Annotated in this window: 14 protein-coding genes; 6 read left to right on the forward strand and 8 right to left on the reverse strand. The window is 71.7% G+C overall.

Features of this window, described 5'->3' with window-relative positions; all coding sequences use genetic code 11:
* The first annotated feature begins 65 nt into the window (after nt 1-65).
* Nucleotides 66-1,397 (forward strand): class I adenylate-forming enzyme family protein, encoded by a 1,332-nt coding sequence (locus tag HC031_RS29510; protein WP_167928723.1) that lies wholly within the window; start codon nt 66-68, stop codon nt 1,395-1,397.
* Between the two features lie 36 nt (nt 1,398-1,433).
* Nucleotides 1,434-1,556 carry a hypothetical protein gene (locus HC031_RS34155; RefSeq protein ID WP_277349845.1) on the forward strand — a complete coding sequence of 41 codons (123 nt, stop codon included), beginning with the start codon at nt 1,434-1,436 and terminating at the stop codon, nt 1,554-1,556.
* A gap of 9 nt (nt 1,557-1,565) precedes the next feature.
* Here HC031_RS34155 and HC031_RS34615 read toward each other — a convergent pair whose 3' ends face one another.
* The 3 genes from HC031_RS34615 to HC031_RS29525 all read right to left on the reverse strand — a co-directional run bounded on the left by HC031_RS34615 (nt 1,566) and on the right by HC031_RS29525 (nt 4,322).
* Nucleotides 1,566-3,161 (reverse strand): diguanylate cyclase, encoded by a 1,596-nt coding sequence (locus HC031_RS34615; protein WP_167928724.1) that lies wholly within the window; start codon nt 3,159-3,161, stop codon nt 1,566-1,568.
* A 219-nt stretch (nt 3,162-3,380) separates the two neighbouring features.
* Nucleotides 3,381-3,875, reverse strand: a complete 495-nt coding sequence (locus HC031_RS29520; protein ID WP_167928725.1) for a GNAT family N-acetyltransferase — start codon at nt 3,873-3,875, stop codon at nt 3,381-3,383.
* A gap of 240 nt (nt 3,876-4,115) precedes the next feature.
* Nucleotides 4,116-4,322 carry a DUF3072 domain-containing protein gene (locus tag HC031_RS29525; protein WP_167928726.1) on the reverse strand — a complete coding sequence of 69 codons (207 nt, stop codon included), beginning with the start codon at nt 4,320-4,322 and terminating at the stop codon, nt 4,116-4,118.
* Nucleotides 4,323-4,411: 89 nt separating this feature from the next.
* Here HC031_RS29525 and HC031_RS29530 point away from each other — a divergent pair, with 89 nt between their 5' ends.
* Nucleotides 4,412-4,603, forward strand: a complete 192-nt coding sequence (locus HC031_RS29530) for a DUF2795 domain-containing protein (RefSeq protein WP_167928727.1) — start codon at nt 4,412-4,414, stop codon at nt 4,601-4,603.
* A gap of 21 nt (nt 4,604-4,624) precedes the next feature.
* Here HC031_RS29530 and HC031_RS29535 read toward each other — a convergent pair whose 3' ends face one another.
* A complete protein-coding gene (locus HC031_RS29535; RefSeq protein ID WP_167928728.1) occupies nt 4,625-4,780 on the reverse strand; it encodes a hypothetical protein in 156 nt (51 codons plus the stop codon).
* Between the two features lie 24 nt (nt 4,781-4,804).
* The gene (locus HC031_RS29540) at nt 4,805-6,148 is read right to left on the reverse strand and encodes a phenylacetate--CoA ligase family protein (protein ID WP_205863406.1); all 1,344 of its coding nucleotides are present in this window, start codon (nt 6,146-6,148) and stop codon (nt 4,805-4,807) included.
* Between the two features lie 77 nt (nt 6,149-6,225).
* Here HC031_RS29540 and HC031_RS29545 point away from each other — a divergent pair, with 77 nt between their 5' ends.
* Nucleotides 6,226-7,341 (forward strand): site-2 protease family protein, encoded by a 1,116-nt coding sequence (locus HC031_RS29545; protein ID WP_167928729.1) that lies wholly within the window; start codon nt 6,226-6,228, stop codon nt 7,339-7,341.
* Nucleotides 7,342-7,622: 281 nt separating this feature from the next.
* Here the strand turns inward: HC031_RS29545 and HC031_RS29550 are convergent, their stop codons facing one another.
* Both HC031_RS29550 and HC031_RS29555 read right to left on the reverse strand, forming a co-directional pair.
* Nucleotides 7,623-9,008, reverse strand: coding sequence for a sensor histidine kinase (locus HC031_RS29550; RefSeq protein ID WP_167928740.1), 1,386 nt, complete (start codon nt 9,006-9,008; stop codon nt 7,623-7,625).
* A gap of 38 nt (nt 9,009-9,046) precedes the next feature.
* Nucleotides 9,047-9,733 (reverse strand): response regulator transcription factor, encoded by a 687-nt coding sequence (locus HC031_RS29555; protein ID WP_167928730.1) that lies wholly within the window; start codon nt 9,731-9,733, stop codon nt 9,047-9,049.
* 119 nt (nt 9,734-9,852) lie between these two features.
* On the opposite strand from HC031_RS29555, the gene HC031_RS29560 reads away from it, so the two are divergent.
* Together HC031_RS29560 and HC031_RS29565 are read left to right on the forward strand one after the other, a co-directional pair.
* Nucleotides 9,853-10,266, forward strand: a complete 414-nt coding sequence (locus HC031_RS29560) for a hypothetical protein (protein ID WP_167928731.1) — start codon at nt 9,853-9,855, stop codon at nt 10,264-10,266.
* A gap of 48 nt (nt 10,267-10,314) precedes the next feature.
* Complete coding sequence (locus HC031_RS29565; protein ID WP_167928732.1) at nt 10,315-11,157, forward strand: DUF1206 domain-containing protein; 843 nt, start codon at nt 10,315-10,317, stop codon at nt 11,155-11,157.
* A gap of 70 nt (nt 11,158-11,227) precedes the next feature.
* Here the strand turns inward: HC031_RS29565 and HC031_RS29570 are convergent.
* The coding region (locus HC031_RS29570; protein WP_167928733.1) for a chitinase at nt 11,228-12,197 on the reverse strand (970 nt) is incomplete at its 5' end.

Consider the following 12,197-nt stretch of genomic DNA (forward strand, 5'->3'; position numbering starts at 1 on the left):
GTGTCGGCGTCAACGCCCGCTCCATCGGTTCTGTTCCCCGTGTCGGGGCCGGGTACCGTGCGACGATGGTTGCGATCGTGACGGCGGCGGAGAGCGAAGCGGCGCAGCGGCGGGTGGCCGGCGCGCTCGCCGCGACCGGCCTCCGCGCGGGTGACCGGGTGGCCCTGCTGCTGGGGCCGTCGCCGGGGCTGATCGCGGTCGTCCTCGGCGCGCTCCGGCGCGGCGTCATCCCGGTCGTGCTCGATCCAGCGTTGCCGGCGGCCGAACGGGCGGCCCTGCTGGCCGACTGCCGCCCGGCCCTCACCGTCGAGGGTCCGGCCGGGCTCGACCGGCTGCTGGCCGGGCCGCCGGCCGACCTGGCCCCGGCGCCGCTGGGCCGGCCGATGCACTACACCTCGGGCACCACCGGCCGGCGCAAGGGCGTCTGGTCGGGAGTGCTCGACCCCGACGCCGCCCGGGCGCTGCTCGACGAGGAGGTCGAGCTGTGGGGGTTCGACGCCGACGACCGGCACCTCGTCTTCTCCCCGCTGCACCACTCGGCGCCGCTGCGATTCGCCATGTGCACCCTCCTGCGCGGCGGGACGGTGATCCTGCCGGGCCGGTTCGAGCCCACGGCCATGCTGGACGTGATCGCGCGGCACCGGCCGACCACCGCGTTCTGCGTACCCACCCAGCTGCGCCGGCTGTTCGCCGCGGCGGACGCCGGGCCGGGGCTGCCGCCGCTCACCAGCTTCCGGCTGCTGGCGCATGCCGGCGAGCCCTGCCCGTACCCGCTGAAGCGCCGTACCGTGGACGCGTTCCCGCCCGCCTCGGTGTTCGAGTTCTACGGCTCCACCGAGGGCCAGTTCACCACCTGCTCGGCCGCCGAATGGGCGGCCCGTCCCGGCAGCGTCGGGCGGGCCCGGCCGGGCCGGGTGCTACGGGTCGACGGCGACGGGGTCATCTGGTGCCGGGTGCCGGCGTACGCCCGGTTCAGCTACTGGGACGACCCGGCCAAGACGGCCACCGCGTGGCGCGGCGACGAGTTCACCGTCGGCGACGTCGGGCGGCTGGACCCCGACGGGTACCTGTACCTCGACGGCCGCCGCGACGACCTGGTCATCACCGGCGGGGTCAACGTGTACCCGCGCGAGGTGGAGCTCGTGCTCGTCGAGTGCCCGGGGGTCGAGGAGGTCGCCGTGTTCGGCGTCCCGGACGAGCGGTGGGGCCAGCGGCTGGCCGCCGCCGTGGTGGGTTCGGCGACCGTCGAGTCCCTGGACCGGTACGCCCGGGAGCGGCTCACCGCGGCCCGGCGCCCCAAGGACTACTACGTGGTGGCCGATCTGCCCCGCACGACCACCGGCAAGGTCCGCCGGCTCGACCTGCCCGGCCACCTTGGGCTGACCCCGCCCGCCTAGCGTGTCGGCACCGGCCGCACGGGGTACGAACAGTCCGTGCGCTTCGGGAACGTGGAGATCCGCCCGCTCGGCGGTGGGCTCGGCTGCCTGCTGATGATCCTTTTCTCGGTCATCGCCTCGGTCGTACTGACCGTGCTCGCCAATCTGGTGCTGCGGTAGCGGAGGCGCTCAGGCGGCCAACTGGTCGCGGCCGCGGCTCTTCGCCGCGTACAGCTGCTTGTCGGCGATGTGGAAGAGATGGTCGGCTGCCATCCCGTCGCGCAAGGTGGCGGCACCCAGGCTCACCGTGACGCGCATGCCGAGGGCGATCTCGTTCCAGGGCTGGGTGGCGATCCAGTGGCGGATCCGTTCGCCGATCCGGGCGGCGGTGGTCAGATCGCCCCGGATGAACACGGCGAACTCGTCGCCGCCGAAGCGGACCGGTACATCCATGCTCCGGCAGTGCTGCTTCAGCGCCCGGGCGATCTGGATCAGCACCTGGTCGCCGGCCGCGTGCGAGTACGTGTCGTTGATGTGTTTGAAGTTGTCGGCGTCAAGGAGGAGCAGCGTGAGCTGGTCCGGGCGCCCCTCCCGGTCGAGGAGGGCCATCTGCTGGTCGAAACAGCGACGGTTGCCCAGACCGGTGAGCGGGTCCTGCAGGGCCGCGGCGTCCGCGCGGGTCCGCTCGGCCTCCAACTGCACCCGGCGACGGGCCTGGCGCAGCATCGCTAGCCGCTCCAGCCGCAGGTTCCACAGCTGCTGGGCCTGCGCCTGAAGCGCCGCCAGCACGTGCCGCGTCTCGGGGAACTGCGCGATCGCGAGCAGGGCCAGCTCGTGCTGGAAGATGAGCCGCTGCGTCGTCTGTCCCGTGTGCGTCGACAGCTCCACGGCGGCGATGAACTCCCGCCGGGCACCCGGGTAGTCACCCCGGGCGCGCAGCACGAGGCCGTACGCGAAGTGCACCAGCCTGGCCTCGTGGTGCTGGCTGCGGTCGCGCATCGACCCGACCATGGGCTCGACCAGCTCGGCGGCTTCGTCGACGCGGCCCAGCTTGGCGAGCACGGTGGCGAGCACCGCGGTGGCGAGCGGCGCGTCGGCGGTCGGCCCCGAGCGACGGTACGCGTCGACCCAGGGCTGGATCAGCCGGACGCTTTGCAGGTACCGGGCGGCCGCCACCTCGAGCTGGCCGAGGTGCTCCAGCCGCATGGCCCACTCCAGCAGCAGCTCCGCGCGCTGCAGCTCACTGGCCTCGCGGTCGATGCTGCCCGGCTCCTGGCCCTCCATCAGGATCCGCGACGACGAGTCAGCCAGCTCGTACAGCTCCGCGGCGCGCGCGGCGTCGGTCAGCGAGGAGATCGCCGACAGGTGCCGCCGGTGGCTGCGCGGGGTCTCGTCCAGAATGCTGGTCGCGCGCGCGACCAGTTGGAGCCCCTCGTCGAGCCGGCCCATCCGGATAAGGATCTCGGCGACGTCCGAGAGGGTCTTCGCCTCCTCGACGGTGGCGCCAGCGGCCCGGTGCAGGCGCAGCAGGGACTCGCCGGCCGCCAGCGCCTCCTGCAGGCGGGCCAGCCCGATCATGGCGTACATCCGGGTCTGGGTCACGAAGACCAGGGCCCGGGAGTCGTCCACGGCGCGGGCCAGCGCCTCGACGATGTCGGTGGCGCGCAGCGCCTCCCAGTTGCGGCCCTTGACCGTGAGCTCGTGCATCCAGTTGACAAGGCCCGGGAAGCCGCCCAAGGGGTGAGGCACGACGGGCAGGCGTCGCTCGTCCATGGCTCCAGCCACGTGCCCACTCCCCTCAGTACAGATGTCTGCACTCTCCGTAGTTGATTCCGCCGTGCAGGTCGGCTACGGCGAGCCTGGACTGAGGATTTCCGGACAAATCTTGCTGCGGCGTGCGACGGAGTACGGCGGACGCACATCGTGATCTATGACGTCAGCTCAGCCGCCGAGCCTTGGTGGCCGCAGCCTTCCCACAGCCCGGCCCACCAGCAAGATCAAGGTCTATGGCTGGAGGTCGCGCTGGTACCAGGTGCCCGACTTACCGCCGAGATCGGCCGGGGTGGCCGGGCCAACCGGGACGAACCCGGCCTTGGCCAGCACCTTCTGGGACGCGGCGTTGTCATGGGAGGTGGCCGCCCGCAGTGTGCGCAGCCCGTGCCGCGCTGCCGCAATCCGGCACAGCTCCCGGACGGTCGCGGTCGCCACGCCGCGGCCGGCGACCTGCTGCGCGACCCGATAGCCGAGTTTGGCAGTGCCGTCATCGAAGTCGTACAGGTTGAACCGGCCCAGAACCGAGCCGTCATCAGCGACGAGCACGTAGAAGGCACAGATGCCCGCCTCTTGCTCAGCCAACAAGGCGCTGTGCCGGTCGGGGAACTGGTCGAAGAACTCGTCGCCGCGGTCGGAGACCGAAGCAGCGAAGTACGCGCGGTTCATCAGCTCGAAGTCCAGGACTGCCGGGGCATGGCCAGCATGCAGCTGCTCTAGCTCGGGCACCGCCCAACTCTACCCAGACAGCGCGCTGAGGCCATCTATGATTCCGCCACCGGTAGCCGGCCCCAAAGCCCGGGCGCATAACGATCTGCGGCTGGAGTATCAGGTCCACGACCATTGATGGTTACGCGGTGGCCGTCTTCCTGGTTACCACGCCAAACGCACACCTTGGACACGCGGCATCCCGAAGGTCTTGGCACGATGAGATCACGTGGATCTCGGTCGGTTCGGCGCTCTGGCGTCTCAGGCGCCGCGCCCGGTCTTCTCCTGTAGCTCGTCGATCTTCTTCGACGCCTCGGCCTTCGTCAGATCGTCGGGGACGTCCTCGCCGGCTTCCTGTGCAAGCGTGCCCAGGTAGGACTCCTGCGCTCCGGTCATCGGCTCGTCGCCGGTCTTCCAGTCGTCCGGGTCCTTGATAGCCGACTGCGGGGTCTCGCGCGCGTCGCTCATTCCTCCACCTTCCGATCCGTCGAACAGGTGTTCTGATACCCCGTACCGTGGGCAGGTATGCGTGGCGCGCGCGTGGGTACCTAGCCGGCATGACAGTGAATCCGATCCAGCTGCAGAAGTTCCTGAAGGGCATCGACTACCCCGCCGACAAGAACACCCTGCTGCAAACGGCTCGGAGCAACGGTGCGGACGACAACGTCATCCGCACCTTGGAAGAGCTGCCCCGGGACCGGTTCAACTCCCCCAACGACGTCAGCGAAGCCATCGGTGACAAGCGCTGACCGGCGCGGACGGGCGACGGGTCAGGGCTTGCGCTCCTGCTGCTCCTCCTCCTGGTTCACGTCGCCCTCCGCCTGATCCCTGTCCTGCGCATGTTCGACCTGAGGTGACGTGGCGTCCTCGGCGGGGATGTCGCCGGCCTCCGGCACCTGCAGCGAAGGAACCTCATTTTCACTCATGACGCGGTGTTTACCCGCCGACGACTACCGCAATCCCGCCACCGGCGGCTCACCGCTCTCCCAGCGAACCAGGCGGCGCGCCTTGCCGACCTCGGTGCGCGGTAGCTGGCCCGGCGGCATGAGCAGGACCTCGCAGGACAGCCCGAGCCGCTCCCGCAGCGCCGCGCCCAGCCGAGCGGTCACGGCGTCGGAGCCGGCGGCATCCGCCGCGAGGGCCTCGGCGCAGACCACCAGCCGCGGCTGCGCGGTCCGGGCGTCCACCACCAGCAGGTACTGCGCGGCGACCGCCCGGTCGGCGAGCACGACCTGCTCGACCTCACTCGGGTACACGTTCACACCGCGGATCACCAGCATGTCGTCGGCACGCCCGGTCAGCTTGCTCATGCGTACGGTCGTGCGCCTGCCGGGGCCGCGGGTGCGGTCGAGGCGGGCCAGGTCGCCGGTGCGGTAGCGCAGCAGCGGCAGCGCCTCCTTGGTGAACGTGGTGAAGGTCAGCTCCCCCAGCTGGCCGTCGGGCACCGGCTCGCCGGTGAGCGGGTCGATCGTCTCGACATAGAAATGATCCTCCTGGACGTGCAGCCACCCGTTCGAGTCGAGCGTCTCGCACGCCACCCCCGGGCCGATGATCTCGGACAGGCCGTAGATGTCGAGCGCCCGGATGCCCAGCAGCCGCTCGATCTGCGCGCGCATGGCGTCCGTCCAAGGCTCCGCGCCGTGCACCCCGACCCGTAGGCCGATCTCGTCCGGGGCGACGCCGGCCGCCGCGAACGCCTCGCCGAGATAGACGGCGTACGACGGCGTACAGGTGAGCACGTCGGGGCGCAGGTCCTGGATGAGCCGCAGCTGGCGCTGGGTCATGCCGGCGGACGCGGGCACCACGGTCGCGCCGAGGGCACCGGCCCCGTGGTGGACCCCGAGCCCGCCGGTGAACAGCCCGTACCCGTACGCGTTGTGGATCACCGACGCGCGGGTCGCCCCGGCCCCGGCCAGCGAGCGGGCCATGACGTGGGCCCACAGCGCGATGTCGCCCGCTGTGTACGCCACCAGCGTCGGCCGGCCGCCGGTACCCGAGGAGCCGTGTACGCAGGCCACCTCCTCCGGTGGCACCGCGAGCAGCCCGAGCGGGTAGTGCTCCCACAGGTCCGCCTTGGTCGTCAGGGGAAGCCGTGGGAGATCCGCGAGGGTGAGCCCGGCGCCCGAGTCCACTCCCGCGGCGCGCAGCCGCCGCCCCAGCAGGCCATCCCGCACGAGCAGGCGATCGACGAGCTCGCATAGCCGCCGGGTCTGCAGCGCGGTGCGCTCGTCCACCGACATGGTCTCGGCTGGGTCGAAGACTGCGGTCGGCTCGACGGCATCGGCGAGTTTCATGCCCACACGATAGGGCGGGACGATCGGCACTGGAATGGATCACTCGGAGGGAGGACCGTCGAAGCTGGAGGCGCACGATGACACAGACCCTGCGGCTGGGGCGGGTGGCCGGCATCCCGGTCGGCGTGCACTGGTCGGTGCTCGTCGTCATGGTCCTGCTCGTACAGGGCCTCGCCACCGTGGTGCTGCCGTCCAGCGCCCCCGGGCAGGCGTTGTGGACCTACTGGGTCGTCGCCGCCGGTGCCTCGGTGCTGTTCCTGCTGTCGCTGCTGGCCCACGAACTCGCCCACGCGCTGGTCGGGCGGTACTTCGGCATCCGGGTGCAGCGGGTGACGCTGTGGCTGCTCGGCGGCGTCGCCGAGCTGGCAGACGAAGCACCGCACGCGCGGGCCGACCTGCTCGTGGCCGGGGCGGGACCGCTGGCCAGCATCGTCGCCGGTGCGCTGTCGGGCGTCGGGGCGCTCGTCGCTTCGGTCGCCGGCGCGCCGCCGGTCCTGACGGCGGCGCTGGTCTGGTTGACATTGATCAATGGGGTGCTCGCGCTGTTCAACCTGCTGCCCGGTGCGCCGTTGGACGGCGGCCGGGTGCTGCGGGCCATCCTCTGGCAGGTACGCGGCGACCGGGACCGGGCCAGCCAGGCGGCGGCCCGCACCGGGCGCGGTATCGGCCTCGTCCTGGTCGCGTTGGGGCTGGCCCAGGTGCTCGTCAGCGGGCAGCTGCGCGGACTGTGGCTCGCCTTCGTCGGCTGGTTCCTCGTGACGGCCGCGACCGCGGAGGAGGCCGCCGCCCGGTACCGGTCGCTGCTCGGCGACGTGCCGGTACGGCAGATCATGAACCCGTACCCGGTGTCCGGCAACCCGGACCAGAGCGTCGGCGACTTCACCCGTACGGTCGTCTCCCGGGCGCACCACCGGGCGTTTCCACTGCGGGACTGGCAGGGCCGCCCGGCCGGGGTGGTGCGGCTGGTGGACGTCACGCGGGTGCCCGCCGACGCCCGGGACAGCACCCCGCTGTCCGAGCTCGCCACGCGGCCGGAACTGGCGGCGGTGGTTCCGGCCTCCCGCCCCGCGGCCGAGATCGCGCCGGCGGTGGCGCGGGGCGGTCTGGTGCTGGTCGTCCAGGACGGGCTCCTCGTCGGCGTGGTGAGCGAGGCGGACATGGTCCGCGCCGCCGAACTGGCCCGGCAGTCGTGAGCCGACCACGACCGGCGGCGGAGCCGAGCGGGAGCGGGGGATCCAAGCGGAGCCGGGCGGGAGCGGGGGATCCATGCGGAGCCGAGCGAGACCCGAGCGGGATCGCTGTGCGGGCGGCGGAGCCGAGCCGGGCCTGGCCGACTCCACCGCCCGCTGGGTGCGCCGGCCACCGGTGTGGGAACTGGGGCGGGGGTTTGGCCGGCGCTTCCACGTGGGAACGACGCAGACGCTATCGGGTTCTCCGGCCCCCACAATGGCTTCGGCGCCCAATTAAATGAGACCTAAGAAAGATTTGCCGACCTTTCAACTTCGGAGCGGTCGGCCCCTCGCTGGGCCCGTCGCCGGCGCCGCTCGGCCGGATCCCGCGACAGCCGCCCGACGAATCCGAAGCGGCTCGACGACTGCGCCGGCCGCTCGGCGTCCGCGAGCAGGACCACGATGCTGGCCCCGCCCAACCGGCCGCGGGCGATGTTGACCGCCCCGTTGGCGTTGTAGGCGACCCGCTTGACGATGTCCAGCCCCAGCCCCGTTGAGCCGTGGTTGGTCTCGCCCCGGCGCAGTGCCCGGTCGGGGTCGGCGATGCCCGGGCCGCCGTCCTCGACACGGATCGCCACGTACCCGTCGCGCCTCGACACGGCGACCTCCAACGGCACGCCCTGGGGCGTGTAGCGGAAGACGTTGCCCAGCAGGGCGTCGAGCGCGGCGGCGAGCTCCGCGCGCGGCACGGGTACCGGCGCCGGGGTGTCGACCCCGATCGCCTCGCAGCGACGCCCCTGGTCACCGGCGACGGCCGCCCAGAACCGCATCCGCTCGCGCACGACCTCGCTGGCGTCGCAGCCGGTCTGCTCCCCCGGCTCCGTCGCGGCGAGGCTCGGCTTACGGGCAGTCCGGATGATCTCGTCGACCTCGAGCTCGAGGTTGCTGATCGCATGCCGGATGCGCTGCGCGGCGTGGTCGTCGTCGAGGGTCTCGGCGTCCAGGCGCAGCGCCGTGAGCGGGGTGCGCAGCCGGTGCGACAGGTCGGCCACCAGTTCCCGCTCGTTGGCCAGCAGCCCCTTGACCCGTTCGGCCATGGCGTTGAAGGCGAGCGCCGCCTCGGCGAGCTCGCGGGGTCCGCTGGGCTCCACCCGGACATCAAGCTGGCCGTCGCCCAGCGCGCTCGCGGCGGCGGCGAACCCGCGCGCCGACCCGACCACTTTCGCGGCCAGCCGGTCACCGACCCACACCGACGCGACGACGAGGCCGAGCGCGACGGCGGTAAGGGCGTACCAGGCGACGTGCACCCGCCGGGTCAGCTCACTGTTCGGGATGAACACCTCGATCACCGCGTTGCGGCCCTGCCCGATGTCGACCGGTAACAGGTACGACAGCCCGCCCGGCACCTCCGTCGTGGTGGCGCTGGACTGGTTCGCGGCGTTGGCGATGTCCTCGGCACGGGCGTGCCGCTGGCCGACGCTGCCGCCGTCGAGCCCGTGCACGGCGATCCGGGACGCGGTGGGCCCGCCGGCGATGGTGCTCAGCGCCCGGTCGACCGCCACCGGATCGGTGGTGGTCATCAGGACCGCCACCACGACCGTGGTCTGCCGCTCGGCGTCGGCCAGGGCCCGTTCGCGCGCCAGCTGTTGCACGACCAGAGCGAGCGGGATGAGGAACGCCAGCGCCACCATGGACGTGACGGCCACGCAGACGTACGCGAGCGCCCGCCTCAGTCCGGTACCACGAACTTGAAGCCGACCCCCCGCACGGTGTGCAGGAACTTCGGCTTCGCCGCGCTCTCTCCCAGCTTGCGGCGTAACCAGTACAGGTGGACGTCGATCGTCTGGTCCTCGCCCACCGACGGTTGCCGCCATACTTCCTCCAGCAGCTCTCGCCGTGATACGACCCGGCCCGGCCGGGCGGCCAGGTACGCCAACAGGTCGAACTCCTTGCGGGTCAACGTCAACGGCTGCTCGTCAAGGTACGCCTGTCGCTGCCCGAGGTCGACCCGCAGTGCGCCGGCGTCGATCACGGCTGGTTCCTCGCGGCTGGCGCGCCCGACCCGCCGCAACACCGAGGTGAGCCGGGCGTCCAGGTGGGCGCTCGTGAACGGCTTGACCATGTAGTCGTCCGCTCCGGCTTTGAGCAGCCGCACGATCTCCGCTTCGTCGTCGCGTGCGGTCGCGATGATGATCGGCACGTCGGCGATGCCGCGCAGCATGCGCAGCGCGTCGGCGCCGTCCAGGTCGGGAAGGCCCAGATCCAGCACGATCAGGTCGGGTGTGTCGGCCGCCACTCTCCGCAGGGCATCCAACGCCGTACCCACCGCGTGCACCGTGTGACCACGGTCGGTGAGCGAACGCAGGAGAGCCGCGCGGATGATGTGGTCGTCCTCGACCAATAGGACCGTCGCCATGGTGAGCACCGTAGCGGGTAGGGCAAGATGGATGCGTGCACCGTCGGCTTGCGTATCTGCTCGCATGGTCGGTAGCAGCGACGATTACCGTCAGTGTTGCCTGGCTAGGCATTCGGTCAGTGCTGGCCGCGGCCGCGCCGACCCGCATCTCCCTGTCGACCACCCAGTTGCGACGGGCCGCGCCGCTGACGCAGTCCGGCGCGTCCGGTGCGCCGGTCGGCCCGCCGACGACGGGCGCCGGGTCGCGGTCGGCTCCCCCCAACCCGGCCTCCGAGTCGATCGGCGCGTGGCTGGCCACCAACGACGGTTACCGCCGCACGTTCCACACCGTCGGCGGGGATGTCAGCTTCTTCACCGCCAAAGACGCCGTGCAGGTGATATCAAACACGCCCCAGCCGGGCTACACGGTGTACGTGACCCACTACGCCGCCGACTCGGTCATGGTGTCGTTCTTCGGTGCCCGCAAGACCTCACGCGTGTGGGTGCGCTGGTGGAACGGGCCGTACGGTGAGGTCACCGAAAGCGTCGACTGATCGACATAGATACGTTTGGGAATCGTGCCGGCGGCGCATGTTAAGACCATGACCGCGAGCCATCTGGGCGCCACCACCGCCCGTCAGGCCGGCGGCACCGCCCGCCAGGCCGTCCGCAGCCGCCCGATGCGGGCCCTCACCAGATTCGGGTTCATCGCGTACGCGGTGATGCACGCCCTCGTCGGCTGGCTCGCCCTGCAGATCGCCTGGGGTGGGTCCGGCCGGGAAGACTCACAGTCGGGCGCCTTCAGTACCCTCGCCGCCCACCCGCTGGGTCGGGTGCTCCTGTTCGCCGTCGCCGTCGGCCTCGCCGCCTTGGCCGTCTGGCAGGCGGTCGCGGCCGCGGTGGGCCACACCGATGAGGAGGGTCGCCGCCGCGCCGCCGAACGGTTCATGTCGGCCGGACGTACGGTCGTGTACGCGGCCCTGGCCTGGACCGCCTTCCGCATCGTCGCCGGGTCCGGCACGTCGAGCGCGCAGAAGCAGGAGTCCGCGACGGCGACGCTGATCTCGTCGACCGGCGGCCGCTGGCTGGTCGGCGCGGTCGGGCTGGCGGTGATCGGGTTCGGCGTCGGGATGGCGGTGTACGGGCTGCTCGGCAAGTTCGAACGCAAGCTCGACCGGTCCCGCATGGGCCCCTCGGCCGAACGCGCGGTGCACACGCTCGGCGCGGTCGGCTACGCCGCCAAGGGGGTGGCGTTCGCGATCGTGGGCGTGCTGCTGATTCTCGCCGCCGTCCACCACGACCCGAGCCGTTCGCGCGGGCTCGACGCCGCCCTGCGGGCGCTCGCCGCCCAGCCGTTCGGTCCGTGGCTGCTGTCGGTGGTCGCGCTCGGCTTCCTGGCCTTCGGCGCCTTCTGCCTCTTCCAGTCCCGGTACCGCAGAGTCTGATGCCCCTGGCGCGGATCTTGGACACCTGGCGGGCCTATGGCACCGCCAGGTGTCCAAGATCCATTGATGCCTACGGCAGCGTGGCCAGGTGCGCCTTCACGCTTCGCGACCATGCTCCCCCGGCCGCCGCGTCCCAGTTGATCGACCAGGTCATCGCGCCCCGGATACCCGGCCACGGCGTGCTCGGCCGGAACCGGCCGCAGTTCGCGCCGCGGGCCAGGCAGTCCAGCGCGCTGTTGACGACGGACGGGTCGACGTACCCGCTCCCCGCCGCCCGCGGCGACGCCGGCAGTCCGATCGCCACCTGGTCGGGGCGCAGCCCGGCCTGAATCGCGATGCAGGCCTGCGCCGTGATGAAGTCGACCGTGCCGGACGCGTAGACGTTCCCGTCGCAGCCGTTCATCGAGCCGGAGTTGTAGTACTGGGTGTGCACGACGGTCAGGATGCCCCTGATCTTGAGCGCCAGCGACAGGTACGTCGACGACGGCGACTGCATGAAAACCGTCTCCGGCGCCATCGTGATGATCAATCCGGCCCCGGCCTTGTCGCGCAGGGTGTGCAGAGCGGCACTCATGGCGTCGGGATTGATGCCGTTCTCCAGATCGATGTCGACGCCGTCGAAGCCGTACCGGCGCATGAGCCCGTACACGCTGTCAGCGAAGTTGCCGGCAGCGGTCGCGTCGCCCACCGAGATCGTGCCGTTCTGGCCGCCGACGGAGACGACGACCTTTCTGCCGCGCGTGTGCAGCGTCGCGATGTCGGCGGTGAGGTCGGCGTCGGTGTACCCGCCGAGCGCCGAGGACAGTCCGGAGTCGACCGCGAATGTCACCTTGCCCGGCCCGCTCGGGTCGGCGTCGGCGAACGCCACCGCGATCAGGTCGTAGTCGCCGGACACGTCCCGCAGGCGCTGGGCGGTGGCGCCGTTGGTGAAGTTCTGCCAGTACCCGGTCAGCTCGTGCGCGGGCAGTGCCCCGCCGCCCGGTGGCGGTGGCGGCGGCGCGGTCGGGGACGCGGTCGGGGTGGCCGGCCCGGTCGGGGTA

Source organism: Planosporangium thailandense, assembly GCF_011947195.1.
Taxonomy (GTDB): Bacteria; Actinomycetota; Actinomycetes; order Mycobacteriales; family Micromonosporaceae; genus Planosporangium; species Planosporangium thailandense.

Coding starts and splice junctions, on each gene's coding strand:
- HC031_RS29535 (WP_167928728.1), bottom strand. CDS start 4,780: ATGAGTGAAAATGAGGTTCCTTCGCTGCAGGTGCCGGAGGCCGGCGAC.
- HC031_RS29565 (WP_167928732.1), top strand. CDS start 10,315: ATGACCGCGAGCCATCTGGGCGCCACCACCGCCCGTCAGGCCGGCGGC.
- HC031_RS29545 (WP_167928729.1), top strand. CDS start 6,226: ATGACACAGACCCTGCGGCTGGGGCGGGTGGCCGGCATCCCGGTCGGC.
- HC031_RS29510 (WP_167928723.1), top strand. CDS start 66: ATGGTTGCGATCGTGACGGCGGCGGAGAGCGAAGCGGCGCAGCGGCGG.
- HC031_RS29550 (WP_167928740.1), bottom strand. CDS start 9,008: ATGGTGGCGCTGGCGTTCCTCATCCCGCTCGCTCTGGTCGTGCAACAG.
- HC031_RS29530 (WP_167928727.1), top strand. CDS start 4,412: ATGACAGTGAATCCGATCCAGCTGCAGAAGTTCCTGAAGGGCATCGAC.
- HC031_RS29525 (WP_167928726.1), bottom strand. CDS start 4,322: ATGAGCGACGCGCGCGAGACCCCGCAGTCGGCTATCAAGGACCCGGAC.
- HC031_RS29540 (WP_205863406.1), bottom strand. CDS start 6,148: ATGAAACTCGCCGATGCCGTCGAGCCGACCGCAGTCTTCGACCCAGCC.
- HC031_RS29555 (WP_167928730.1), bottom strand. CDS start 9,733: ATGGCGACGGTCCTATTGGTCGAGGACGACCACATCATCCGCGCGGCT.